The sequence below is a fragment of the Paenibacillus sp. S150 genome (assembly GCF_019352175.1).
Classification (GTDB): domain Bacteria; phylum Bacillota; class Bacilli; order Paenibacillales; family Paenibacillaceae; genus Paenibacillus_AQ.
The window spans coordinates 74,861-98,016 of record NZ_JACBYI010000005.1; the positions used below are offsets into that span (position 1 = coordinate 74,861).

Below are 23,156 nucleotides of genomic sequence, written 5' to 3' on the forward strand. Positions count from 1 at the left end.
TAAATTCATTTGATTAGTAATTATAAACTGGCAACATGAGGAGAGAAAATGATGGCTGCATGTGAGCAAGTCATGAATGTGCTGAATACGATCGTGCCGTTTGCGTGCGTGGCAGCGAGGGATAACTCCGGGCTTGTTGTCGGAGACCCGGCCGTGAACGTCGATGCCGTGCTCATGGCTGTAGACCTGACCGAAGCTGTCATAGAGGAGGCTATACGGCTGGGCTGCGGCATGATCGTAACGCATCACCACATTATGGGCAAAGGGGTGAAGCGCATCACGCCGGATACCTTTGAAGGCAGGGCGGTCAGCGCTTTGACCAGGAACAATATTGCCTTAGTGGTCTGCCATAACAACCTGGATTTTTTGACCCACGGTACGGCCGATACACTGATGCGTGCAGCAGGTGCGGCATCCTCAAGACCGCTGTATGAAGGCTATGCCTTTCTCGCCACCACTCCGGCGGAAGTAAATGCGGCAAGCATACCCGTGCCGGAGGGGGAGGGCATTGATCCGGATTTGGAAGCCGGTTTTGGCAGAGTGGGCCCGCTGTCCGTCCCATGCACCCTAATAGAGCTGATTAAGCGTTTGGAAGGAACGGTTACCGGACCGGTAAATGTAGTGGGCGCGGATGACCGCTTCATACAAACGATAGCCGTACAGGTAGGCGCAGGGGAACGCTCGGATCTGGACCGTGCCAAGCTATGCGGAGCCGAGCTTCTGATTTCGGGCGATGTAAGGCATGACAACCGCCTGTATGCGGCGGAGATCGGCATGTGCCTGCTTGATTTCTGTCATTACGAAGTGGAGCTGCCGGGTATCCTGAGTCTGATGAGCCGCTTGAAGCAAGCGCTCGATCAGGGAGGCTATAACGTTCAGGTGATATTGTCCCGGGCGGAGGCCCCTGTCAGACATATGGTTATGCCGGGTACACCTGATCTGGATAAATATGGGCTGTAGCCGTTTGAACCTACTATATTAGGGAGTGGTAATCATGAAGCTGAAGAAAATAGTGTCAATTGTTCTCCTGGCTGCGAGTGTGTCTGTGCTGGCAACCGGATGCGCGGAAACTGCTGCCCGGAAGAATGCCTATCCTGCCTCCAATATTAACGGAATCGTTCCGTGGGCCGCAGGGGGAGGCACCGATCTGGTCTCAAGAACTGCCGTTATCGCTGCCGAGGAAGCTCTGGGTAAAAGCATTGTGATCGTCAACAAGCCGGGAGCTTCCGGCACCATAGGCCAGCAATATGTATACGACCAGAAGGCCGACGGCTACAATCTGCTCTTCAACACAGGGGACGGAACGCTGTATCCGGTGCTTGGACTATCCGACCTGACCTACAAGGAGTTTACGCCGATTTATATTTTTTCCAAAATTGCCGGTGTCATTGTCGTCAGCAAGGATTCCCCCTATAATACAATCGACGATCTGCTGAATGCCGCAAAAAGCAAGCCTGAGACGATCTCGCTGGGCGTAAGCGGGATCGGCGGATTGCCGTGGGTGGCCTCGATCATGCTGGACAAGCTGTTTGGGGCAACGTTCAAGTCCGTTCCCTTTGAGGGGGACAGTCCGCTGATTACAGCCTTGCTGGGCAATCAGATTGATGCTACGGTGCTGTCTGCGGGATCGGCGATCCAGTACATCAAGAGCGGGGATTTCAAAGGCCTGGCCGTTGTCTCCAATGATCCTGTGGATTCCATTCCGGAGGTTCCGGCCTTGGGGGCAATCAAGCCTGAAGCGCAGTCTTTGCTCAAAACTACAGGGCCATGGTTTGGCGTTTTTGTCAAAAAGGAAACACCGGAGGAAGTGGTCCAGGCATTAACCGAGGCGTTCAAGAAAGGCTATGAGGACCCGCAATTCCAGGATTTCTCCAAAACCAACGGCTATACCCCTCTGGGCCTTACAGGCGATGCGGCTTGGGATTATATTAATGCGTGGCAGTCCCAGCAGGCCTGGCTGATCTATGATGCCGGCAAAGCCAAGGAATCACCGGAAAAGTTTGATATTCCAAGACCTGAGCAATAATTGGAAGGGGGAGGGAAGGCTGCTTCAGCCTTTCCTTTTGCCTATATAAAAGAAAAAGGGGGGGAACGCATGTTGTCAGATCGCATTGGCGGAGTGGTCACCATGCTCTTTGGCGCAGTAGCGATATCCGAGTCCGTGCGGCTGTATCCGGCCAGAGAGAGCCTGTATGTCGGAGATCACCTCATGCCGGGAGTTATCGGCGCAGCCATGATCCTGTTTGGCTTCATTATGCTGATCAAGAAGGGGGAAAGCTTCAAGGTACAGTTCCCCGACGCAACCGCCTTGCGCAAAATGCTTCTTGTCACAGTGTCGCTGTTTGCGTATTGGGGATTGATCAGCTATTTGGGCTATACGCTCAGCACATTTGTCATTTCTATCGCTTTATTTAAAGTCATCGGTTCTTATCCCTATGCCAAAGCTGCGATTTATTCGGCGGTACAGACTGCGGTCATATATTTCATCTTTGTATATTGGCTCCGGCTGCCATTTCCCGCAGGTTATTTTAATTTTTAGGCAAAGGGGTCGTTTTCAATGGAAGCACTGAACATGCTGTTAACCGGCTTCGGAGAAGCCTTCACACCCATGAATCTTTTAATGGCATTGTGGGGGGCTTTGATTGGCACATTGGTGGGAATGCTGCCTGGACTTGGCCCCACTTCCACAATTGCCATTCTGCTCCCGTTCTCGATGTCGCTGGGACCAACCGCAGGCATTATCATGCTCGCAGGCATATATTATGGGGCGATGTACGGCGGTTCGACGACAGCCATAATCCTGAACATTCCGGGTGAAGTGTCCTCGATTCCCACCAGCCTGGACGGTTATCCGCTGGCTAAGCAAGGAAGGGGTGGGGCAGCGCTCGGCATATCCGCTATCGCTTCATTTATAGCGGGCACCATAGGAGTCTTTGGCCTGGTGTTTTTTGCGCCGCTTCTGGCGGACCAGGCGCTGAAGTTCGGCCCTCCCGAATACTTCGCATTAATGCTGCTCGCGCTGACCGTTATTGTAAACCTGGCGGGGAATTCCCTGATCAAAGGCTTGATCATGGGGCTGTTCGGCTATTTGCTCTCGATGGGGGGCATGGGGTTCACGGGGGGACAAATCCGCTTTGGCTTCGGAATTGAGCCGCTGAAAGCCGGAATTGAATTGATCAGCGTGATTACCGGCCTGTTTGCCGTCACGGAAGTGTTCAAAGGGCTGGAAGAAAAAACAAAGACCATTGCCATTAAAAAAATCGGCAACATCTATCCGAAATGGGCGGAGATCAGACAAACCTTGAATTCCATGTTCAGAGGCGGCCTGGTCGGCTTCTTTATGGGGCTGCTGCCGGGCTGCAACGCCGGGGTCACGACCTTTATGGCCTACGACCTGGAGAAGAAGGTGTCCAAAACGCCGGAGAAGTTCGGCCACGGCATGATGGAAGGGGTCGCTTCTCCGGAAGCGGCCAATAATGCGACCAGCTCCTCCGGTTTCATCCCGCTCTTCGCGCTGGGGATTCCAGGCTCCCCTCCGCTGGCGATCCTGCTGGCCGGTCTGATGATCAACGGTTTGACGCCCGGACCGATGCTGTTTAAGGACCACGGGCCTTTTGTCTGGACGGTGATTGCCAGCATGTTCATCGGGAACGTGATGCTGCTGGTGCTCAACCTGCCCTTGGTCGGACTGTGGGCGAAATTGACATTGATCCCTTACGGCATTATGGCCCCGGTGATTTTGATCCTGAGCTTAATCGGAGCGTATTCCATCAACAACAGCATGTTTGATGTGTTCACCGCGCTTGTCTTCGGGGTGATCGGGTATTTTTTACATAAATACCGCTGGCCGGTGACACCGCTGCTGCTGTGCTTTGTGCTGGGGCCGATGTTCGAGAAGTCGTTCATCCAATCGATGGCGATGTCTTCGGGAAGCTTTGCAATCTTCTTCCAGCGGCCCATCTCATTGGCGATTATTGTTCTTGCCCTGCTGCTGTTCATTTTCTCCCTGTTCATTATCCGGCGCACCAAGCGGCAGGTGAAGGACGCCGTTGGCGAAGCGCTGGAGCTTGCGGAGTGAATTGAGCAATCGGGACTAAATCTTGTGTGAACCAAGAAACCATGAAGGCTGCAGGTCTGTTCAAGTATTTACCCATTGATGATCCGGAGAGCCTTGACCTCGATTACCGCTTGGGAAGCAGGAGATGAAAAAGACCATAGGGAAGCCCTAAGGTCTTTGCATAATCAGGTTTCGAATGCTTTTCAAACTGAATGGATATTGTACAGCGGCAGTATGGCGTTCAAGGTTATCCTTTCAATGCTCCGATCATTACACCCTTTACAAAAAAGCGTTGAATAAACGGGTACACGCATAAAATGGGAAGAGTGGCTACCACGATGGTTGCATATTTGATCGTTGCGCCGATCTGAAACTGTTCACCGACAGCCGCACCCGCCGACATAGTGTCTGTAGAGCTTAGTATCAGGATTTCCCTCAGGAATATTTGCAGCGGATAGAGATTATGATCCTGAATAAAGATAGAGGCGTAGAACCAGCCATTCCACTTTTCCACCGCATAATACAATCCCATCACGGCAATGACAGGCAGTGACAACGGAATAATAATTTTGAAAAGAATGGTGAAGTGATTGGCGCCATCGATCTTTGCCGATTCCTCCAGGCTATCCGGCACGGACATGAACGAGGTTCTCATCACGATCAGATTAAAGGTTGAAACGGCAAAGGGCAGTATGGTTGACCACAGGGTGTTGGTTAGACCTACTCCTTTGACCACGAGGTATAACGGAACGAGTCCGCCGTTGAAGAACATGGTAAAAGTGATCATGATCATAAAGAACCTGTTCCACATGACATTTTTCCGGGAGAGAACGTATGCTCCAAGAGCAGTCAGCACCAGGTTGACAGAGACGCCGACAATAACGATGAATAAGGTGTTACGGTAGCCGGTGTAGATATCCGGATTGGAAAAGACCAGCTTGTAGGCCTCCAGATTAAAACCAAGCGGCTTCCACAGCAGTCCTCTGTTGGCAATGATCTCATTGGGATTGCTGAAGGAAGCGAATATTACATATATCAGCGGATACAGTGTAAGAATGATCAGCACAAACAGCACAAAGTAAATAATGGATAAAGAAATTTTTTCGGATAAGCTGGTTTTCAATGCGGCACCTCCTAAGCACATGTACGGCCGAAGAATCATTCTGAATGGCCTGAACCTACCACAGACTGTTATTGGTGATTCTTTTGCTGATCCGGTTGGCAAGCACGAGCAGCGTTAAGTTGATGATGGAATTGAATACGCCGACTGCAGTACTGTAGCTCCAGCTGAATTCGAGCAGTCCTTTCCGGTATACAAAAGATGAAATAACATCGGCGGTTTCATACACAACCGGGTTATAGAGCAGAATGATTTTCTCAAACCCTACATTCAGCAAATTACCCATACGCAGAATAAACAAGATCACAATTGTCGGCAGGATGCCCGGCAGGGATACATACCACATTTGCTTCAGCCGTCCGGCGCCGTCCATACGGGCTGCTTCATATTGCTCCTGGTCAATCCCCATCAGTGCGGCAAGGTAGATAATGGATTCCCAGCCTGCCCTCTGCCAAATCTCCGATAAAATATAAATCGGGCGGAAAAGATTGGAATGCTGCAGCATGGAAGTGCCGTCCCCGCCAAAATACATATAAATGGTATTGATCACTCCGCCGCTGTCAGTAAAATCCCTGATTAATCCGGCGATGACAATCATCGATATAAAGTAAGGCATATACGTGGCGGACTGAACAATTTTCTTGAACGTTTTGTTGCGGGCTTCGTTGATCAATAACGCCAATATAACGGGCGCCGGGAATTCGAAGATAAGCGAATATACGCTGATGATGAGAGTGTTCTTCAAGACCCGCAGAAAGTAATAGCTGTCGAAAAAGGTTTTGAAATGCTCAAAGCCTGTCCACGGGCTGTCCATAATTCCTTTCATGGGCGAATAATCCTTGAAGGCAATCAAAACGCCGTACATTGGCGCATAATTAAATATGGCGTAGTATGCAACGACCGGCAGCATCATCAAATATAAGTACTTATTGGTGAGAAAATCCCTGGCGAACCTTTTGCTGAATGCGGCTTTATTCATAAGTTTTCTCTCCTTAACTGGGAAGAGGGGCGGGGCAGACATCAAGGCCGGACCTCCACCCCCGTAACTGCTTTTGAACTAGCGCTTATTGTAGCGGTCCAGAGCCGATTGCTGAATTTCAACCGCACGGTCGATCCCCAGACCTTTCAGCTTATCCATGTAACTGTCGAACGCATCAATGGATTCATTGCCTATGATGATTTTCAGGGTCATTTCGTCAACCAGCGTGTTCACATCGTTCATGATTTGCGCAAGCTCCGAGGATTCCTCCGGTGTCGGCGTAATCTGCGGCAGCTTGTAGTTGTCCACATCCGTTTTTGCCCAGATCTCGATTGCGGATTTCTGTTCCGGAAGCGTCAGATATTGGGTAATATAGCGTTTATCCTGAACGAAGGGTCCGCCATAATTGGCACGGATGTACAGTGACATAGCCTGTGAAGGGGAGAGCTTGTCCGGATTATTCATCAGCAAATCCGTGTAGGTGGGAGCGCCGTCCTTCATTTCATAACTGATTCCTTCCTGGCCAAAGTTGAAATACATATGTCCCTCTTCACTGTAGCCCCAGTCGAGCAAACGGGCTGCAAGCTCCACATTCCCGGTCTTGGAAGTAATGGCCACGTTGGTTCCCGTCGTATATACCGGGTCCTTCTGTCCAAGCATTGGCATATCGCCTTTATGAAGAACCGGATACGGGGCGGCCGCCAGCTTCGCTTGCGGGTCTTTCTCCGCCAGCAGCGGTATCCACTTGCCGATGCCGCTGCCGGAATTATGAACGGTAGCGCCTGTGGCGCTTGTCGTCATGTTGGCATCCAGGGCTTTCCCATCCACATTGGCTAGGTTCTTATCCAGCAGGCCCTCGGCATACCATTGACGGAACGTGCCCAGGAAGTCTTTGTATCCCGGCTGCATCGGACCGAATTTCACGGTGCCGTCCTCCTGAAACCAGCTGTGGCTTGTACCGAACGCGCCTACAAATGCTCCATTATTAAGGAATTCAGACTGAAAGACATAGGAAAGGGGGGCTACCGCGCCCTTTTTTTCCTTAAAGGCAGTAAGCATGGTATGCCAGTCCTCCATCGTTTCCGGCACAGCCAATCCAAGCTCGTCGAGCCAATCCTGACGGACAATCGGTCCTTGATATACCTGAAGCAAAGCATCCCCGCGCAGGAAAGGGAAGGTATAGTAGCTTCCGTTATCGGTTTTCAGCATTTTGTCGATATCCGGATTTTCCGTGAGAAACTTTTTCAGATTCGGCGCATATTTATCGATGGCATCATTTAACTGCAGGATGTAGCCGTCAGCGATGGCCTTCTCCGGTCCGCCCGGGAAGTTGAACCAGTCATATTCAATCATGTCCGGCAGGTCGCCGGAGGCGAGCAGAATATTAAGCGCATCCGTTGACTGCCCGGCAGGAGGACTGATGAATTTGAGCGGTACTCCTGTGCGCTTCTGCCATTCCTGAAAAAAGGGAACTTCGTCAATGGTTGATTTGGTCGAGCCATATTCGGCCCAATAGGTCAGCGGCTTATCTGCTTTTAATGTTAAAGGATAGGTCCCATCTGACGCCTGAGCTGAATTGCCCGGGCCGTCTGCGTTCGAAGGATTTGCCGGTTCCGTACTGTTGTTGCCGCATGCCGCTGCAATCCCCAACAGCATAACAGCGGCAAGAGCCGTTGCCCCCATTTTTAATCTCTTCATAGCTTTTGATTTCATATTGCCTGTAACCCTCCCTATCTATATTCACAGCTGAAGTGTGAGGCGCCTCACTACCGATTATGCTATCCGGCCGCAGCTTTGAGAATCGTCAACAAGCCAAATGCGATCTTCAATTTCACGGTTTTCATCAATGATTGTCCAACTTCCATCTGCAAAATATCAAATACCGCAAAAACCTGCCCGGAAAATAAAAAGGAGGCTTCGGGAGCCTCCTTTCCGGAAGGGGTTCTTGGACGGGAATTAGAGTATTTTTTGATACTGCCCGGGCGTCACCCCTTCATATTTCTTAAACGTACGAATGAACGTATTGATATCATGAAAGCCGACCTGCAGCGAGATGGATTTTATACTGTTGCGGGGCTCCCGCAGCAAAGCTTTGGCCTGCATTACTCTGAAATGGTTAATCGTGTCCAGCAGACCCTTGCCCGACTGATTCTTGAACAGCTTCGACAGGTAGGTAGGGGTCAGCCCGAAATGCTCCCCGACCGAAGAAATATTCAAATTGGCCTCCATATAATGATTGGAGATATATTCCATAATATCGGTGTTCAGCTCCTTGAGCGTCTGGCTGCGGGAGGATTGCTGCAACTGCTTCTGTTTCAGCGTTGTATACTCACATACCTCCCGTACAACTGCCAGTAATTGAAGCTCCATTTCCTTCAGGGATTCACAATTCATCAGCCGGGTGATCCATATTGTATTGTTCACTAAGGCATTTTCCTCTGCATCGCCTATTTCTCCAACCGTCTTAATCAAAGTGCTTATCAAGTTAAACATCAGGCACTTGATCAGCGGGACGGACAGCTTGGCCTGACCCATGCTTCTGGAAATAATCTCGCGGATGATGGCGGCTGCTTTCTCGCTGTCACCTGCCTTGACATGATTCATGAGCTGCTGCTCAACCTCAATCGGATAATAATAAATGGCCTGTATTTCATCCGGTTCATCAAATTGAATCTCTTCATAATTTATAATTTCCCCGGCTCCGACTACAATCGTGTACTCCATAGCGTCTAACGCTTCCCTGTAGGCTTGGGAGATGTCCTCCACCGTGCTTTTGATTCCGCTGATGGCGGCAAGGGCATGAATGTTGAATTTTTCACTCAGGAACCGGCAGGCCTGCTCGGTCAGCTCCCGAACATCCTTCGGAAACTGCCCGGGATCTCCGGGATTGAAATTAATCAGACAAGCCATATTGTCATCCATTTCACATACAAAGCCGCGATGCTTCTCCTTGGCGAAATCCTCCACAATATTGGTTACAATAAATTGCATCAGCCTGGGCTTATTGTGGATGCCCGAAATTTCATCCAAATGCTCTATAAACCGCTCATAGTCCATATAGAAGAGAATTACGGCAAAATACTCTGACTGGAAATGGACATCAAACGCGGACAAAGATTCATCCAAGGCAATCTGCTGCTCCAATTTTCCCTTGAACATCCTGGACAGCATGTTCGAGCGGAGTAAGTAAGAATGCTGCTGCATTCTTACTTGTATTTCTCCCTTTTCCTGTAGAGTATCCGATATCGCATTCTGGATATGCAGGAACTCATTGCCTTCAAAGTAAGGGGAAGCCGGTTCTGCCCCTTTTAACAGCCGCAGCAATCGCTGGACGGGACTGTAGTTCCTGAGCAGGAAAATAATCGAAAGCAGGGTACCTCCGACTGCACTGACCAGCATGCCAATGTAGGTAATGTTACGCAGATAGTCAGTCTTTTTCCAGACCTGCGAGCTGGGCACCACCGTGAGATAGATCAACTCCGAGTTCTGGGACTTGATATACATATACTCCGAGGGCTGTCCTTCATAATCAGCAAAGTAAGAGCCGGAGCTGTCTGCGAAATCCAGATTCGACAGGGCCAGCGGATTACCGTTCTGTCTGGTGGAGAGGAGGACCTGCCTGTTCCGGTTCAGAATCATTGCCTGTCCGCTGCTGAAGTCCTGAACATTGCGGATCGTCTCCATCAGCCGGGAAGTATCAAGCAGCACAACCGTTGCTCCCGGCGGCTTCTCCAATCTGTTTCCGGGAAAGGAATGGATATATGCCAGTGTGCTCGCTGCCGGAGAATCCGTATTTTCCAGCTTGATAAAATGTCCCTCGTTCTTGTCCTGCAAAATACGGAGCCAGATTTCATAGCTGATTGTCTCATTCTCATGAATCGTCTCAAAAGCCAGCTTGCTGCTGCGGTATACGCCCGGCTCAAAAACAATATCCTGATTCTTCCAATAAACGTAATACGTCTTGATAGAAGGATATAAGGATTGATAGATCGCAAGCTCTTTGGCGGTCTTGTACAGGTTATACAGATCAGGATCGAGACTGCCCGGCGTTTTATACAGACTTGAATACATAAATCCCCGGATGCTAACGTTCCAGGTCAACTCCGTTGTCAAACGTTCTGCGTTCTGGATTTGATTGTCGACCGTTTCCCTGACTTCCTTTAGGAGAACATTATTCGCCCGGTGGATTTCACTTTTCAGGGTCTCCTGCGACTGATAATAGACGAATATGCTGATCAGAATCGGCACCGTTAAAATTACCAGGTAGGAAAACAACCAGGTAAGGATTACACTTCTACGTCTTACGAGAAACCGCTTCCACAAATTATGTCATCCCCCTTGCCTATGCTCCGTCTTGTTGTGGCAGTTCTTATATTAAACCAAGATCCGAAGTAATTCTTTATTTTTCTGCAAGGGCAAAAGAAAACCGCATTTGCACCGCTTAAAGGTAAAGCAGCCTTTCCCGATTCCAGTTTCACCCGACCCGGGCGGCAAAGCTTATTTTTTTAAAACCTCTTCTGGAGTTGTGGCCCTTTAGCCTTTATAATATGACGAGTATACAGTATAAAGGAAAAGGTGTTTATTACATGAGCATATTAAATGTGGAAAAGCTGAGTCACGGATTCGGCGACCGCGCGATTTTCACCGATGTATCCTTCCGCCTGCTGAAGGGCGAGCATATCGGTCTGATCGGCGCCAACGGTGAAGGGAAATCGACCTTCATGAACATCATTACAGGCAAGCTTCAGCCCGACGAAGGTAAAGTCGAATGGGCCAAACGCATGCGGGCAGGCTACCTGGACCAGCACGCGGTGCTGACGAAGGGGCAATCGATTCGCGATGTGTTGCGCGGGGCCTTTCAATATCTGTTCGATATGGAACAAGAGATGAACGATATGTACGGCCGAATGGGCGAGGTGTCCCCGGAGGAGCTGGAGCAAATGCTGGAGGATGTCGGGACGATTCAGGACACGCTGACGAGCCAGGATTTCTATATGATCGACGCCAAAATCGACGAAACCGCCCGCGGGCTTGGCCTGACGGATATCGGTCTGGATAAGGATGTGCATGATCTCAGCGGCGGCCAGCGGACCAAGGTGCTGCTGGCGAAGCTTCTGCTGGAGAAGCCGGATATTCTGCTGCTTGACGAACCTACGAACTATCTCGACGAGCAGCATATTATATGGCTGAAGCGGTATTTGCAGGAATACGAGAATGCCTTCATTCTGATCTCGCATGACATTCCGTTCCTGAACAGCGTCATCAACCTGATCTACCATATGGAGAACCGGTCGCTGACGCGTTATGTGGGGGATTACGAATATTTCCAGCAGGTGTACGAGGCGAAAAAGTCGCAGCTTGAATCTGCGTTCAAACGCCAGCAGCAGGAAATTGCGGATCTGAAGGACTTCGTTGCCCGGAACAAAGCCAGCGTGGCTACGCGGAATATGGCGATGTCGCGGCAGAAGAAGCTGGACAAGATGGAGGTTATCGAGCTTGCCAGGGAAAAGCCGAAACCGCAGTTCAACTTCAAGGATGCGCGCACTTCCGGCAAGCTGATTTTCGAAACCAGGGATTTAGTGATCGGATACGATTCGCCGTTGTCGAGACCTCTGAACCTGCAAATGGAACGGGGGCAGAAAATTGCGCTCGTCGGCGCGAACGGAATTGGAAAAACGACGCTGCTGCGCAGCATTCTCGGCCAAATCCCGGCAATTTCCGGTTCGGCCAGACTCGGAGACCTGCTGGAAATCGGCTATTTCGAGCAGGAAATCAAGGGAACGAACTACAATACCTGTATTGAAGAGATCTGGACCGAGTTCCCGTCCTACACCCAGTTTGAAATCCGGGCAGCTCTGGCCAAATGCGGTCTGACCACCCAGCATATTGAGAGCAAGATCGCGGTCCTGAGCGGCGGCGAGAAAGCCAAAGTCCGCTTGTGCAAGCTGATCAACCGCGGGACGAATCTGCTTGTACTGGACGAGCCGACCAACCATCTCGACGTGGATGCGAAGGACGAGCTGCAGCGTGCGCTCAAAGCCTATAAGGGCAGCATCCTGCTGATCTCCCATGAACCCGAATTTTACCGCGACATCGTGACGGAAACGTGGAACTGCGAATCGTGGACGACGAAGGTGTTTTAGAACGGCCTGCAATATTGCCGGTCTGTAACGGTGGCCCGTAAGATGGAAGCTTTGAAAAAAGTGACATTCTTACGGGTCATTTGAAAAATAGAGTCGATAAGAGAAGGGAATTAAAGTGTAACAAAATGGAGAAGATCAGCTTTCATTACGGAGAACATATTACAAAGGTTGCCCGGGCAGTCTATTTTAATTCGTGGAAATCAAGGCTCGCTATTGCTCTTCAAGCCGTGTTTGTTGTATTGTCTTTGATTTTATATGCCAATTCCGGTTCAATTATCCTGCTGGGGATATCAATTGCACTCCTGCTAACGATGGCAATGTCCATTGTTACGCGTACCCTGTTAGTCCCAAGAATCCTGTCGGCCGATAAGAGATACAGCAAGGAATTTGAATACTTATTTGATGCAGAAGGCATCGAACTCGGACCGGAAGCGGCTGATTCCAAAGTGAAATGGGGCTTCTTTTCCCGGGTGTGGGAGAACAAAGGCTATTATTTGCTGTTCCTTAGTAAAACGGAATATTGGTTCATCGCCAAACGGTCGTTTGAGGATGCAGCCCAAGAAAACCAGTTCAGAGCTTATGTATCGGCTCACCAGAAGATTGTCTCAGGGGTTATCCGGTGAGCTTGCAATATTGAAGATATTGAACTTAAGGGTAAAGAAAGCAGCATCGAAAAATACAATTTGCAAGTTATGTTCATGATTGTAGCTAAGCGAAAGAGAGAATATCTCCCGCTTGGCTTTTTTTCTTTTAAAAAGTGTTAGTGATTATATCGCTAAAATGCAACATTAACCGCAAGATTTCTTCGTTAATCGATGCCTATCACTAAAAGCTTTCACCGGAGTATGATGAGCTGGAGAAGTTAATCGATTTGTTGGGGCAAACGACATCTATGTATTCTGCTGCTGCTTATACGGAAGGGTTCCGCCTGGGGGCGTTGATGATGATTGAGGTGTTGTATACCATCATGTTGACCGGACTCAAGCCCGCATTGCATGCTATTATATGTAGAAAAAAGTGAAATGATCATAACTCATAATATTTATTTATGGCTATTGTTCTGTTTTTTGGATTTAAATTACAGTTAATGGATGTGATGTGAAGAATGAAAACTCGGATTAAAATTTGGCTTTTAGTAAGTTCGTTGGTCCTAATATCTTCCTCAGTTTACTTTGCTTCTTCAAGAAGAGAACTCAAAGCTGATTTTGATACGGCTTCCTCAGCATCCAAGAAAATAAATAATCCGTCTAAATCAGGAAATATAGACGCGGAGGTTGAAGTCTATCCTTTTGATGAATCAGTAAATAAATCAGATTTAATAGTAGAGGTTCAAATCAAGGAAAAAATAAAAGAGACAGATGACCCTTCTCCGAAGACAATTTTTAAAACGGAAATTATAAATATTTTAACTCAAAAAGAACCACTAGCAACGAAAGAAATAAATATTATGCAAGCAGGTAATAGTAAATGGAGTTTTAATGATAACAAACTCTTTTCTCCAGGAGAAAAGTACATCTTATTTTTAAAGCGGACTGTTGATTTTGATATTGAAAATACATTTTGGATTTTAGGTGAAGAAACTAATATTTATGAAATTACTGACGAAAATAAAATAGTTAAATGGTCCCGGCCGCAAAAAGAATTAGAATCCTTCGAAGATAAAGAACTCAATTTTAAGAAAGCTGCGGAATACAACGAGCCCGACAAAGAAAGTCAAATTTTAGAGAAAGATGGATTTCAAGATTATATCCAATAAATGATAATAAGAATAAGCTTGCACTTTGCGCAGCAGAATTTAGTAAGAACGGAAGTTTTGGCCTCCGCTCCTGAAATCTGTTGCACGAAATACAGCAGAATGCGATTCGTCGCTGAACAGTGACATCCTGTTATCAGTCTTTAGATTAACGCCAGTCATTAATGTGAATGGAAAATCAATGTTGTATGGGGAGTCATGAGCGGATGCAGAAAGAATTTTTATTAAGGGAAGTGAAAAATAAAGGAGAGGGGACCGATCAATTTGTATGAAACATAATTCATAATTGATTAATCTTGAATTTAATAACAACGTTCCAGGGTGATTGGCTTTTTTTACATCATTTCTTTAAAATATGAGATGTCTTTATACAGAGGAGCTGTTGTTCAGATCATGAGGATAGAGGATGAATATACGGCGGCAACGATATCGGGCAGTAATGCGGGATCGCTTGATGCAGAGACGGCCAGACTGGCGCGTCTGATTTCCGCCCTTGCTCCACAGGACGGTACTTATAGCCAGCGCATACCCGGTTTGTATGTCAGCCGCTATTCACGAACTGACCCGGATACCGTAAAAACCTTCTACTCGACCTCTTTGTTGATAGTGGCACAAGGGGCAAAGACCATCACGGCAGGGCAGGAGGTCTATCAATTCAATAAGTCGCGTATGATTTTGTTGCCGGTTGCCTTGCCGGTTGCCATGCAGCTCACGCAAGCCAGCCCTGCTGAGCCTTACCTTAGCGTTAAGCTGGAACTCGATCCTCAGAGGATTGGCGAATTGAGCCTGAAATTGTATCCCCGGGGTCTGCCTCCAGTTCGTAAGCGGAACAAAGGGTACATCGCTAACAGCAACTTGAACATTATTAATGCGGTTACGAGGCTGGTGGAGTGTCTGCAAAGTCCCGGAGACGTTGACCTGCTTGCGCCGCTTGTGCTGGAGGAGATTATGATACGGGTTCTGCGCAGTCCAATCGGCGCTCAGCTTGTTGAAATGGGCTTTGCGGAGTCCGATGTACAGCGGGTCGCGAAGGTAATTGCCTGGCTCCGCGACAACTTCTCCCGGCAAATGAAGGTTGCAGAGCTGGCAGAGCTGGTTCATATGAGTGCCTCTTCTTTTCACGTGCATTTCAAGTCTGTCACCTCAATGAGTCCGTTGCAATACCAGAAGGCATTACGTCTTCATGAAGCCAGGCGTTTGATGTTAGCCGGCCCTATGGATGCGACCACGGCCTGCCGGTTAGTCGGCTACGTGAGCGATTCCCAGTTCAGCCGGGATTATAGACGTTTCTTCGGGAGTCCGCCCAGCAGAGATATCGCCAGATTGCGTCAGCGGACACAATTATCCGACTGATCTAACTTTTACGGAAGCGGAATCAGAGGCCTGCCTTTCTTGAGCGGTCCTTGTTTAACAAGAAATCTGTAACCCTGATTAATTTCACGCACCCGCAGCCCTACTGGCCTGCGGGTTTTGATTATTCCTGCGGAAGCCCATTCCTGGAGGATCGGGCAAAAAATGAAAGGGAACAGGCAAAGACTTAAGCGAAACGCAGACTATAATAAATGTACCTTGTACCAGCGGCAGCAAGCGTCTATACGCACCCGGCGGTTCAAGCATTTTTACTACTGAAGAGTTTAGGAGGAATTTATTATGCGTGTTTTTGTCACTGGTGCGACTGGCTTCGTCGGCTCTGCCATTGTGAGTGAATTGATAGGATCGGGGCATGAGGTACTCGGCCTGGCCCGTTCGGATGAGGCGGCAGCGATGCTCCAAGCTGCCGGGGCTGCCATCCACCGCGGTTCTTTGGAGGATCTGGACAGCCTGCGGCGGGGGGCGGCTGCAGCGGATGGCGTCATCCACGCAGCCTTCATTCATAACTACTCAGACCTTGCGTCAGCAGGTGTGGCAGACAGGCTGGCGGTTGAGGTTATGGGAGCCGAACTCGCGCAATCGGGCCGGCCATTCGTCGTAACTTCCGTGATCGGGCATCTCACGCCTGGCCAACTGGGTACCGAGAAGACTGCGCCCGATCCCGGCTCTGCCGCGAAGCATCGCGTTGCTACGGAAGAAGCGGCGCTTGCGATGGCTTCGCAGGGCGTGCGCGTATCGGTGGTGCGGCTTCCGCTGTCAGTTCACGGCGATGGAGATACCGGCTTTGTTCCGGCCCTGATCAATCTTGCCCGCAGCAAGCGGATATCGGCTTATGTGGGTGATGGCGCTAACCGCTGGCCTGCCGTGCACCGGCTTGATGCTGCGCATCTCTACCGGTTTGCGCTGGAGACAGCTTCTGCGGGTGCCAGGCTGCACGCGATTGGCGACGAGGGAGTGCCGGTTCGTGATATTGCCGGCGTAATTGGCCGTCAGCTCGGCGTGCCGGTGGCCGGCATACAACCCGAAGAGGCAACGGAGCATTTCGGCTGGCTGGCTCACTTTGTTTCGATGGACATCCCGGCTTCAAGTGCCCTGACTCAGGAACAGCTCGGCTGGCGGCCCTTACATCCGGCGCTTCTTCTTGACCTTGACCAAGGGCAGTACTTCACAACAAACACTTACCGGAATGGATGATCCCTTTGTCAGAACACATTCAGAAATGGAGCAGTCCATCAACTGCACGTTATTCTATAATAACTGCTGTCTTAGTCTTCTGTTCACTTGTTGTCGTGTCCGGCATATACGTTACGTTACCGATAGGTTCCGTATTAGCTGATGAATTTCAGGTATCGGCTGACGGGGTGGCATGGACGAGCAGCGCTTTTTCACTCTCCTATGCCCTGGGGTTTCTACTGTTTGGCCCTCTATCTGAACGGTTCGGCTGCTGGCCCATGATGTTCTCGGGCTTGCTGGCGCTTAGTGTCATTACGCCTCTCTTAGGACTGGCGCCGAGCTTATCCGCTCTGGTTGCCCTTCGTGCCGTACAGGCCCTGGCCGCAGCAACTTTTGCGCCAGTCGTTATGACTTACGTCGTCGAAATATTTCCGTTGGAACGCAGAATTACGGCAATGGGATTCGTAAGCACCGGATTTCTCGTTTCAGCCATCGCCGGACAGCTGTTCAGCAGTGCAGTCAGTGAATACTGGAGCTGGAATTATGTATTTTACGTTCACGGAATATTGTTTCTCGTTTCTGCTGTACTTTTGGGTACCCTGGTTCCTAAAGGGGAGGCGCTGCGAACGAAGGTGGGGATAGCCGGCTTGTATAAACAGATGCCCACATTATTTCTCCAAAAGCCGCTTACTCTGTGCTATCTGATCTGCCTGACGATTCTCCTCTCGTTTGTCGGCATGTACACGATATTTCAAGCTTATCTAACAGAAGTGCCCTTTGCACTAACTGCCCATCAGCTTATGCAAGTGAGAGCTGCGGGCTTGGCGGGAATGATCCTGGCGCCGTTTGCGGGGCGTCTGGCGGCCAGATTCGGATTGAAGAGGACGCTGCAAACCGGGCTTATCCTTGCGGCTGGAGGGCTTGGCGCAGTTGGTTTCAGTTCCAGCCTGCCCGTATTGGTCATGATGAGCATCGTTTATATTGCCGGCATCTCGGTCATGATCCCGGCGCTGATTTCACTTGTAGGCCTGCTCGCGGGAGATAAGCGCGGCGTCGCCATCACCGTATATTCGCTGACGCTGTTTACCGGAGCGTCGCTGGGACCGCAAGCCGGATTAAACCTTTTAAGAGCAGGCAGCAGTATAACTTCATTTGGAGCGCTGGCTGCACTTTTACTTCTTGCTTTTGGATTATCGTGTTATATTAATTTGCCTGAAGGCTCGCAGCGCTGATATTTATTTCTACCCTTACGGTTAGCGGTAAGTCCCGATGATCTTAACGATTATCGGGATTTTTAACATTGTTACGCTGGCCAAACCTACTTTTGATGTTCCTCTCCTGATGCTTCTCTACGTACATGTGCAGGAATAAAAACATATAACCCGGGGAGCTGCTGACCGATCTGCTTGAGCCGGGTAATCTCATTACTAGCATAAGTGTACTGTGGCTAAGCTTTTTCCCCCTCTTTATAATGGGACAGGAACGGGGATAAAGGGGAGGAATTATGATGAAGACATGGTTTATTACCGGAGCAACGGGTGGACTTGGCTATCAGCTGACGGAACAGCTGCTTCAGCGTGGAGATAGAGTAGCTGCTACAACGCGGAGAGCCGGGGCGCTTGATGAATTGCAGGCCCAATACGGCTCCCGCTTATGGCAAGCCAATCTGGATCTTACCGAAAATCATTATAGCTGGATTTACCTATTAAATAAGCCGGAAGAATCATAAATCACAGAAAAGGAAAACGCACGCAACTATAATGTAAGCGTTATCTATAAACTGTTTTACATTTTTGGGCAAAGGGAGGAAGAAAAGCTTGAGCTTAAACAAAGTTTCTTTTAACCTGCTTGTGTTTATGGGGTTCGGCATTCAGTACGCTTTAATGCACCTTTTTTCTGCAGGAGAAATCATCGTGATTTCATCCGGTGAGCTTATTATTTATATGTTGTTTACCTTTGCCGGGCTGGGCACATTTTTTCAACGCAGAAAGCGGGCTCTGAGCGAGCGGGGCTGCGGGGAGACGGGGCTTTTTTTCAGCGTGCTATGGACGGTTTCGCTGTGCTCGCAGTTCCGGAAAGAGAGCTACCCAGACGCACTGACTATTATCAATTCGCTTGGAGTGTCCGCTGCCGGGCTGGTACTGCTTACCGAGATTATAGTATTGCTGAAGGCTTGAGGTACATAGAATTCCCCTGACAGAATGTTACGTGAATCTGATTCGGGCTCCTGTCATTTCCGATTCGGAAAATGAAGCAATGTCTGGCGATTGCGCTCTTGCCTTGCCTAATCAAACACAAAGGGTTGGAGCAGGGGACCGCGATACCCCCGTCCCAACCCTTTTTATCTTATCGCCCTACGGCTCAATCCCCCATGCAAGCTGGCCGTTCACATACCCGGTCACCTGTTCATTGTTTACGAACTGGCTGCTTGATGGCTTAAATGAGTAATCGTTAGCCTGGTTGTAATTGGACCAGTTGTTTTTGGAGAACCGTGCTTGAATTTCTGCGCTCTGGCCGGGATGAAGCGTTCCAGCAGAACTCGTAAAGCCAACCTCCAGAACATAATCGGCTCCGGCAACCGGAGCTTCCAGTTTTACGAATCTGGCGGTTACATTCGCACTCCCGATACTGGCCCAGTCGGACCAGAAGCTCTGTGCGTCTTCCCCGTCAATCGTATAGTAATACCGGAGCTTGACATCACTTAACTGTATCGCCGAATTCCCGGTGTTGACTACTTTGAATTTGGGTGAAATTCCGTTGGTGGAGATATCCGTATTGCCGTTAAAGGCTTGGACCGTCAAGTCTCCTCCAGGTACAGGAGTACTGCTGTCCGCTACATTTACTGTAAGAACAGCGTTGTTTCCGCCGTTGAAATGAAAGGTTACCGCATTCTCGCCCAGCGGCAGCGTGGAAAGATAGGATTTGTCCAGCACGACGGCAGCGCTTGTTGCCGTATAATCCTGGCCCGGTACAAGAGTATAATTTCCATTCGTCAGGCTTGCAAGCTGGTGTCCGTTTAAGGTAAGGGACAGGGAGATATCCTGCTGCAGATTCGCCGCTTTATCAAATGCCGCATTTACGGGCGAAACCGCAGCGCTTGGTGTTGAATCGACAACATTAACTTTTAACACGGGATCTTGACCCTGATTAAAATCAAAGACGATCGAATGCTCGCCAACCGGCAGTCCCGCCAGGAAGGCTTTTTTCAGCTGCAGCGTATTTCCGCTCAAAGAATAATCCTGAGTCACTGTCAATGTATTCACGCCAGCCCGGAGAGCGTTTAACGTATTGCCGTTGGCATTCACGGTTATGGCCTTGTCGCTCTGATTGGGGGCATATTTGTCAAATTCGACGTTTGCAGGTGTGATGGACGCGCTTGGAGCCGGGTTGTTAACCTTTAAATTAGGCAGCTCATCGAGCGTGATAACATAATTACTTTGATAAAGCGTGGTCAGGGTGGCCGGATAATTAAAGGCGGAGCTCATGAGATGCTCGCCATACCAGGGGCAGAAGTAGAGCCAGCCAGACTTTTCCTCTGTCAGATTCTGTACGCTCGGGACAGTGTCGTTTTCTGTCATGGCTACCATTTTTGTGCCGCCGGTTAAATCAACAAGCTGATAAAAAATCGAGGTAATGGCATCCTCATTGGGCACGCCGGACAAACCGTCATAGCGGTTGTAGATCGTATTGTATTTATCATAGCCGACAATATCCACCTGATCGTCCCCGGGATACCATGCGGGAGAAGTGCTATACACGTAGCTGTTGTAGGTCCAGATCAAATTGTGCAGGCCGTACGTCTCCGTAAGCTCGGTATAGAGCAGATCCCACAGCTGCTTGTACACCTCCGCGCCTGCCGAAGCCCACCAGAACCACGCGCCTTCCCCATTCAACCCGCCGTTGCCCTCCGCCTCATGATAGGGACGGAAAAGAACCGGCACGCTGTTATTTTGCAGAATCAGCAGCTGTTCCGCCAAATCCTCAATGGTCAGCATCACATATTGATACTCCTTCGTGCCGGGAATAACCGCATTGGCTGTATTGAAATTGGTTTCGGTCGGCTTGTAGGTGGCGTTCAACCAATCCACCGGCTCCCCGAGCTGATAAGCGGTGAAATTCCGGGGCACATTGATATGCCAGGCGGCTGTCGCGATCCCGTTCCGGTTATTGACCCAATCAATCATCCGTTCGGTCGTGCCGTCCTCCCAGCCGTATAGCGGGTTATAGTTCATGAAATCGAAGCCGCGGATTGCCGGATACTTTCCGGTTAAATTGTAGATCCAATCAAACTCCAGCTCATAATTGCCGTCATTTCCGCTTCCGTAAATCTCCTGCTGGCCGGAGATAATATGGTTGCCGTAAACCTCCGTTAAATAATTCATCAAAGCCTGGGTTTCCGGTGTGGCCTCAGGATCGGCAAGAACAGGCTGCACATCCAGGGGATCAAGAGCGGCAGCATCTACAGTGAAGGTGTCAAAATAAGCGAAGCCCCAACCGGCCTTCAGCTCAATGGTATTGCTTCCCTGGTTCAGCTTATGAAAGCCAAAATCAAAATCCGACCACGCGGTCGTGTAGGGCAGCATATACGATCCCTTGGTAACGCCGTTGACTGCTAAATATTGAAGCCTGCCGTCCGGGCTGAGCTCCTGCATATACCGGGTGGAGACCGCATACATGCCGGTTTCCGGGACAGTCACTGTGAAGGTTAATGTGCCGGAATTCTGCATCCAGACAAATCCGCTCCCGGAGAAGCCGGGCTTGGGCTGTCCGTAAATTTCAGTCACCACTTGAAGATCGGAGGTGAGCTGAGCGTCTTCGCTTTCAATCGTGAACAGTGCGGTGTCTGCATGAGCGGGCACAGTCATCAATCCCAGCAGCAGAGTAAAGGCCAGCAGAATTACGCTTGCCTTTTTAAGCAAATTGTTCATTTTCATCGTCCTTTCCATGTAAAATATGATAATAATTGCTCAATCTGTCTATTCATGGTGGCGCTTTCATAGTTAACATAGCATATGCAGCAAAATATGTAAATATATGGGCTTCTCGCTCTATCAATCGAACAGCTATGGTTGACCAAATATATTATCATTATCCATAAATCACTTGAATATGCTAGTTGATGGAATGGGATAATTCCTAAATCACAGAAGGAGACAAAAAAATGAACAAACGTTTATTAATCAAAAACGGTTGTGTACTTACGCTCGATAAGACCCTCGGAGATTTTAAACAAGCGGATATTCTTGTCGAAGGGAAAAAAATCGTCGCGGTTCAGCCGGAATTGAAAGCATCCGATTGTGAAGTTATTGACGCTGCGGACATGATTGTTATGCCGGGATTCGTGGATACCCACCGCCACACTTGGGAATCTGTTGTTCGTAATGCAGGTGCGGACTGGTCTCTCGTTAAGTACCTGGACCGGATGTACTATGGGGGGATTGGCGCTAAATTACGTCCGCAGGATGGATATACAGCGAATCTGCTTGGCGCATTGGAAGCGCTCAATGCGGGGGTTACCACATTACTGGATTGGTCGATGATTAATTCACCCGACCATACGGATGAGCTGATCCGGGGCTTGCAGGAATCAGGAACACGGGCGGTCTTTGCCTATGGAGCTTCCGGGGATAGAGAAGAATGGTCCAGAGAAAGCGAAATCCGGCAATCGGCTGACAGCAGACGTGTGAAGCAGCAGTATTTCACATCCAATGACCAGCTGCTAACCATGGGGCTGGCCATAAGAGGACCGGAATTCAGCGCCTGGGAAACGGCAGCCGATGATATTCGACTCGCGCGGGAGCTGGGAGTGCTGTGTACGATGCATTTAGGCTTCGGGACATGGGGCTCGGTGGACCGGTCCATTGAAAAATTGCATAAAGCGGGGCTGCTCGGACCGGATCTTAACTTTGCCCATGCCAACACACTCAGCTATGAGGAGTATAAGCTGATCGCTGATTCGGGCGCTTCCATTTCCGTTACTCCGGAGATCGAGATGATGATGGGACATGGTTACCCGGCGACGGGGTTGTTCCTGGAGAATGGAGGAAGCCCCGCTTTAGGGGTCGATGTGGTAGTAGCGACCGGTGGAGACATGTTCTCACAGATGAAATTCGCTTTGCAGGCAGAACGGGCCAGAATGAATGAAAAGACATTATCCGCAGGAGAAATGCCGGTGGAATTAACAATTTCGGCCCGGGATGCTTTAGAATTTGCGACGATTAACGGGGCGAGGGCATTGGGACTGAATCATATCGGTACGTTATCTCCAGGAAAAGAAGCCGATTTGATTATGATCCGGACCGGCGATCTGAATATGTTTCCGGTGAATAATCCCGTCGGAGCGGTAGTACAATGTGCAAACACCAGTAACGTCGATTCGGTGTTTGTGGCCGGAAAAGCTGTCAAGCGAAACGGAAAAATGCTGAATGTAGACCTCGGGCATTTGCGCCATTTAGCCGATGAATCCCGAAATTATATTTTTTCACAATACGGCGTACCCCAAGAAGCATTTCCTATCTGATTATTCCAAGCTACTGACGGAAAAGAAGGATGACATGGAG

General features: G+C 49.4%; 18 protein-coding genes and 1 pseudogene. 14 read left to right on the plus strand and 5 right to left on the minus strand.

What is annotated here, in order from left to right; all coding sequences use genetic code 11:
* The first annotated feature begins 51 nt into the window (after nt 1-51).
* The 4 genes from HYD27_RS07450 to HYD27_RS07465 all read left to right on the plus strand — a co-directional run bounded on the left by HYD27_RS07450 (nt 52) and on the right by HYD27_RS07465 (nt 4,078).
* Nucleotides 52-960 carry a Nif3-like dinuclear metal center hexameric protein gene (locus HYD27_RS07450; protein ID WP_219213147.1) on the plus strand — a complete coding sequence of 303 codons (909 nt, stop codon included), beginning with the start codon at nt 52-54 and terminating at the stop codon, nt 958-960.
* Between the two features lie 34 nt (nt 961-994).
* On the plus strand, nt 995-2,026 hold the full coding sequence (locus HYD27_RS07455; protein WP_219213150.1) for a tripartite tricarboxylate transporter substrate binding protein: 1,032 nt from the start codon (nt 995-997) through the stop codon (nt 2,024-2,026).
* Between the two features lie 69 nt (nt 2,027-2,095).
* Complete coding sequence (locus tag HYD27_RS07460; protein WP_219213153.1) at nt 2,096-2,539, plus strand: tripartite tricarboxylate transporter TctB family protein; 444 nt, start codon at nt 2,096-2,098, stop codon at nt 2,537-2,539.
* A gap of 18 nt (nt 2,540-2,557) precedes the next feature.
* Complete coding sequence (locus tag HYD27_RS07465; RefSeq protein WP_219213156.1) at nt 2,558-4,078, plus strand: tripartite tricarboxylate transporter permease; 1,521 nt, start codon at nt 2,558-2,560, stop codon at nt 4,076-4,078.
* Nucleotides 4,079-4,304: 226 nt separating this feature from the next.
* Here the strand turns inward: HYD27_RS07465 and HYD27_RS07470 are convergent, their stop codons facing one another.
* From HYD27_RS07470 to HYD27_RS07485, 4 genes are all read right to left on the minus strand, one after another.
* Nucleotides 4,305-5,180: a carbohydrate ABC transporter permease gene (locus HYD27_RS07470; RefSeq protein WP_228745028.1), complete on the minus strand. Its 876-nt coding sequence runs from the start codon at nt 5,178-5,180 to the stop codon at nt 4,305-4,307.
* A gap of 55 nt (nt 5,181-5,235) precedes the next feature.
* On the minus strand, nt 5,236-6,156 hold the full coding sequence (locus tag HYD27_RS07475) for an ABC transporter permease (protein ID WP_219213163.1): 921 nt from the start codon (nt 6,154-6,156) through the stop codon (nt 5,236-5,238).
* Between the two features lie 78 nt (nt 6,157-6,234).
* Nucleotides 6,235-7,869, minus strand: a complete 1,635-nt coding sequence (locus tag HYD27_RS07480; RefSeq protein ID WP_228745029.1) for an extracellular solute-binding protein — start codon at nt 7,867-7,869, stop codon at nt 6,235-6,237.
* A 243-nt stretch (nt 7,870-8,112) separates the two neighbouring features.
* Nucleotides 8,113-10,479, minus strand: coding sequence for a helix-turn-helix domain-containing protein (locus HYD27_RS07485; protein WP_219213167.1), 2,367 nt, complete (start codon nt 10,477-10,479; stop codon nt 8,113-8,115).
* A gap of 263 nt (nt 10,480-10,742) precedes the next feature.
* Here HYD27_RS07485 and HYD27_RS07490 point away from each other — a divergent pair, with 263 nt between their 5' ends.
* The 9 genes and pseudogenes from HYD27_RS07490 (at nt 10,743) to HYD27_RS07525 (ending at nt 18,773) form a co-directional block, all read left to right on the plus strand.
* Entirely contained in the window at nt 10,743-12,299 is a 1,557-nt protein-coding gene (locus HYD27_RS07490; protein ID WP_219213169.1) for an ABC-F family ATP-binding cassette domain-containing protein, read from the plus strand.
* 125 nt (nt 12,300-12,424) lie between these two features.
* Complete coding sequence (locus tag HYD27_RS07495) at nt 12,425-12,922, plus strand: YcxB family protein (RefSeq protein WP_219213171.1); 498 nt, start codon at nt 12,425-12,427, stop codon at nt 12,920-12,922.
* A gap of 221 nt (nt 12,923-13,143) precedes the next feature.
* Nucleotides 13,144-13,320: pseudogene (locus tag HYD27_RS32900) on the plus strand (DUF6809 family protein); the annotation flags it as partial.
* An 84-nt stretch (nt 13,321-13,404) separates the two neighbouring features.
* Nucleotides 13,405-14,055, plus strand: a complete 651-nt coding sequence (locus tag HYD27_RS07500) for a hypothetical protein (protein WP_219213173.1) — start codon at nt 13,405-13,407, stop codon at nt 14,053-14,055.
* Between the two features lie 390 nt (nt 14,056-14,445).
* Nucleotides 14,446-15,405: an AraC family transcriptional regulator gene (locus HYD27_RS07505; RefSeq protein ID WP_219213175.1), complete on the plus strand. Its 960-nt coding sequence runs from the start codon at nt 14,446-14,448 to the stop codon at nt 15,403-15,405.
* A gap of 297 nt (nt 15,406-15,702) precedes the next feature.
* On the plus strand, nt 15,703-16,617 hold the full coding sequence (locus HYD27_RS07510; protein ID WP_219213177.1) for an SDR family oxidoreductase: 915 nt from the start codon (nt 15,703-15,705) through the stop codon (nt 16,615-16,617).
* The gene (locus HYD27_RS07515) at nt 16,614-17,828 is read left to right on the plus strand and encodes an MFS transporter (protein ID WP_228745030.1); all 1,215 of its coding nucleotides are present in this window, start codon (nt 16,614-16,616) and stop codon (nt 17,826-17,828) included. The genes HYD27_RS07510 and HYD27_RS07515 overlap by 4 nt, the downstream gene beginning before the upstream one ends.
* Before the next feature lie 275 nt (nt 17,829-18,103).
* Entirely contained in the window at nt 18,104-18,325 is a 222-nt protein-coding gene (locus HYD27_RS07520) for an SDR family NAD(P)-dependent oxidoreductase (RefSeq protein ID WP_219213181.1), read from the plus strand.
* 88 nt (nt 18,326-18,413) lie between these two features.
* A complete protein-coding gene (locus HYD27_RS07525) occupies nt 18,414-18,773 on the plus strand; it encodes a hypothetical protein (RefSeq protein WP_219213183.1) in 360 nt (119 codons plus the stop codon).
* Between the two features lie 177 nt (nt 18,774-18,950).
* Here HYD27_RS07525 and HYD27_RS07530 read toward each other — a convergent pair whose 3' ends face one another.
* Nucleotides 18,951-21,524 (minus strand): glycosyl hydrolase, encoded by a 2,574-nt coding sequence (locus HYD27_RS07530; RefSeq protein WP_219213185.1) that lies wholly within the window; start codon nt 21,522-21,524, stop codon nt 18,951-18,953.
* 233 nt (nt 21,525-21,757) lie between these two features.
* On the opposite strand from HYD27_RS07530, the gene HYD27_RS07535 reads away from it, so the two are divergent.
* Nucleotides 21,758-23,116, plus strand: a complete 1,359-nt coding sequence (locus tag HYD27_RS07535; protein ID WP_219213187.1) for an amidohydrolase family protein — start codon at nt 21,758-21,760, stop codon at nt 23,114-23,116.
* Nucleotides 23,117-23,156 lie beyond the last annotated feature (40 nt).

What these genes read in the sequence shown, in the direction of transcription:
- HYD27_RS07450 (WP_219213147.1), top strand. Translation starts at nt 52, where the DNA reads ATGGCTGCATGTGAGCAAGTCATGAATGTGCTGAATACGATCGTGCCG.
- HYD27_RS07455 (WP_219213150.1), top strand. Translation starts at nt 995, where the DNA reads ATGAAGCTGAAGAAAATAGTGTCAATTGTTCTCCTGGCTGCGAGTGTG.
- HYD27_RS07460 (WP_219213153.1), top strand. Translation starts at nt 2,096, where the DNA reads ATGTTGTCAGATCGCATTGGCGGAGTGGTCACCATGCTCTTTGGCGCA.
- HYD27_RS07465 (WP_219213156.1), top strand. Translation starts at nt 2,558, where the DNA reads ATGGAAGCACTGAACATGCTGTTAACCGGCTTCGGAGAAGCCTTCACA.
- HYD27_RS07475 (WP_219213163.1), bottom strand. Translation starts at nt 6,156, where the DNA reads ATGAATAAAGCCGCATTCAGCAAAAGGTTCGCCAGGGATTTTCTCACC.
- HYD27_RS07480 (WP_228745029.1), bottom strand. Translation starts at nt 7,869, where the DNA reads ATGAAATCAAAAGCTATGAAGAGATTAAAAATGGGGGCAACGGCTCTT.
- HYD27_RS07490 (WP_219213169.1), top strand. Translation starts at nt 10,743, where the DNA reads ATGAGCATATTAAATGTGGAAAAGCTGAGTCACGGATTCGGCGACCGC.
- HYD27_RS07495 (WP_219213171.1), top strand. Translation starts at nt 12,425, where the DNA reads ATGGAGAAGATCAGCTTTCATTACGGAGAACATATTACAAAGGTTGCC.
- HYD27_RS07500 (WP_219213173.1), top strand. Translation starts at nt 13,405, where the DNA reads ATGAAAACTCGGATTAAAATTTGGCTTTTAGTAAGTTCGTTGGTCCTA.
- HYD27_RS07505 (WP_219213175.1), top strand. Translation starts at nt 14,446, where the DNA reads ATGAGGATAGAGGATGAATATACGGCGGCAACGATATCGGGCAGTAAT.
- HYD27_RS07510 (WP_219213177.1), top strand. Translation starts at nt 15,703, where the DNA reads ATGCGTGTTTTTGTCACTGGTGCGACTGGCTTCGTCGGCTCTGCCATT.
- HYD27_RS07515 (WP_228745030.1), top strand. Translation starts at nt 16,614, where the DNA reads ATGATCCCTTTGTCAGAACACATTCAGAAATGGAGCAGTCCATCAACT.
- HYD27_RS07520 (WP_219213181.1), top strand. Translation starts at nt 18,104, where the DNA reads ATGAAGACATGGTTTATTACCGGAGCAACGGGTGGACTTGGCTATCAG.
- HYD27_RS07530 (WP_219213185.1), bottom strand. Translation starts at nt 21,524, where the DNA reads ATGAACAATTTGCTTAAAAAGGCAAGCGTAATTCTGCTGGCCTTTACT.
- HYD27_RS07535 (WP_219213187.1), top strand. Translation starts at nt 21,758, where the DNA reads ATGAACAAACGTTTATTAATCAAAAACGGTTGTGTACTTACGCTCGAT.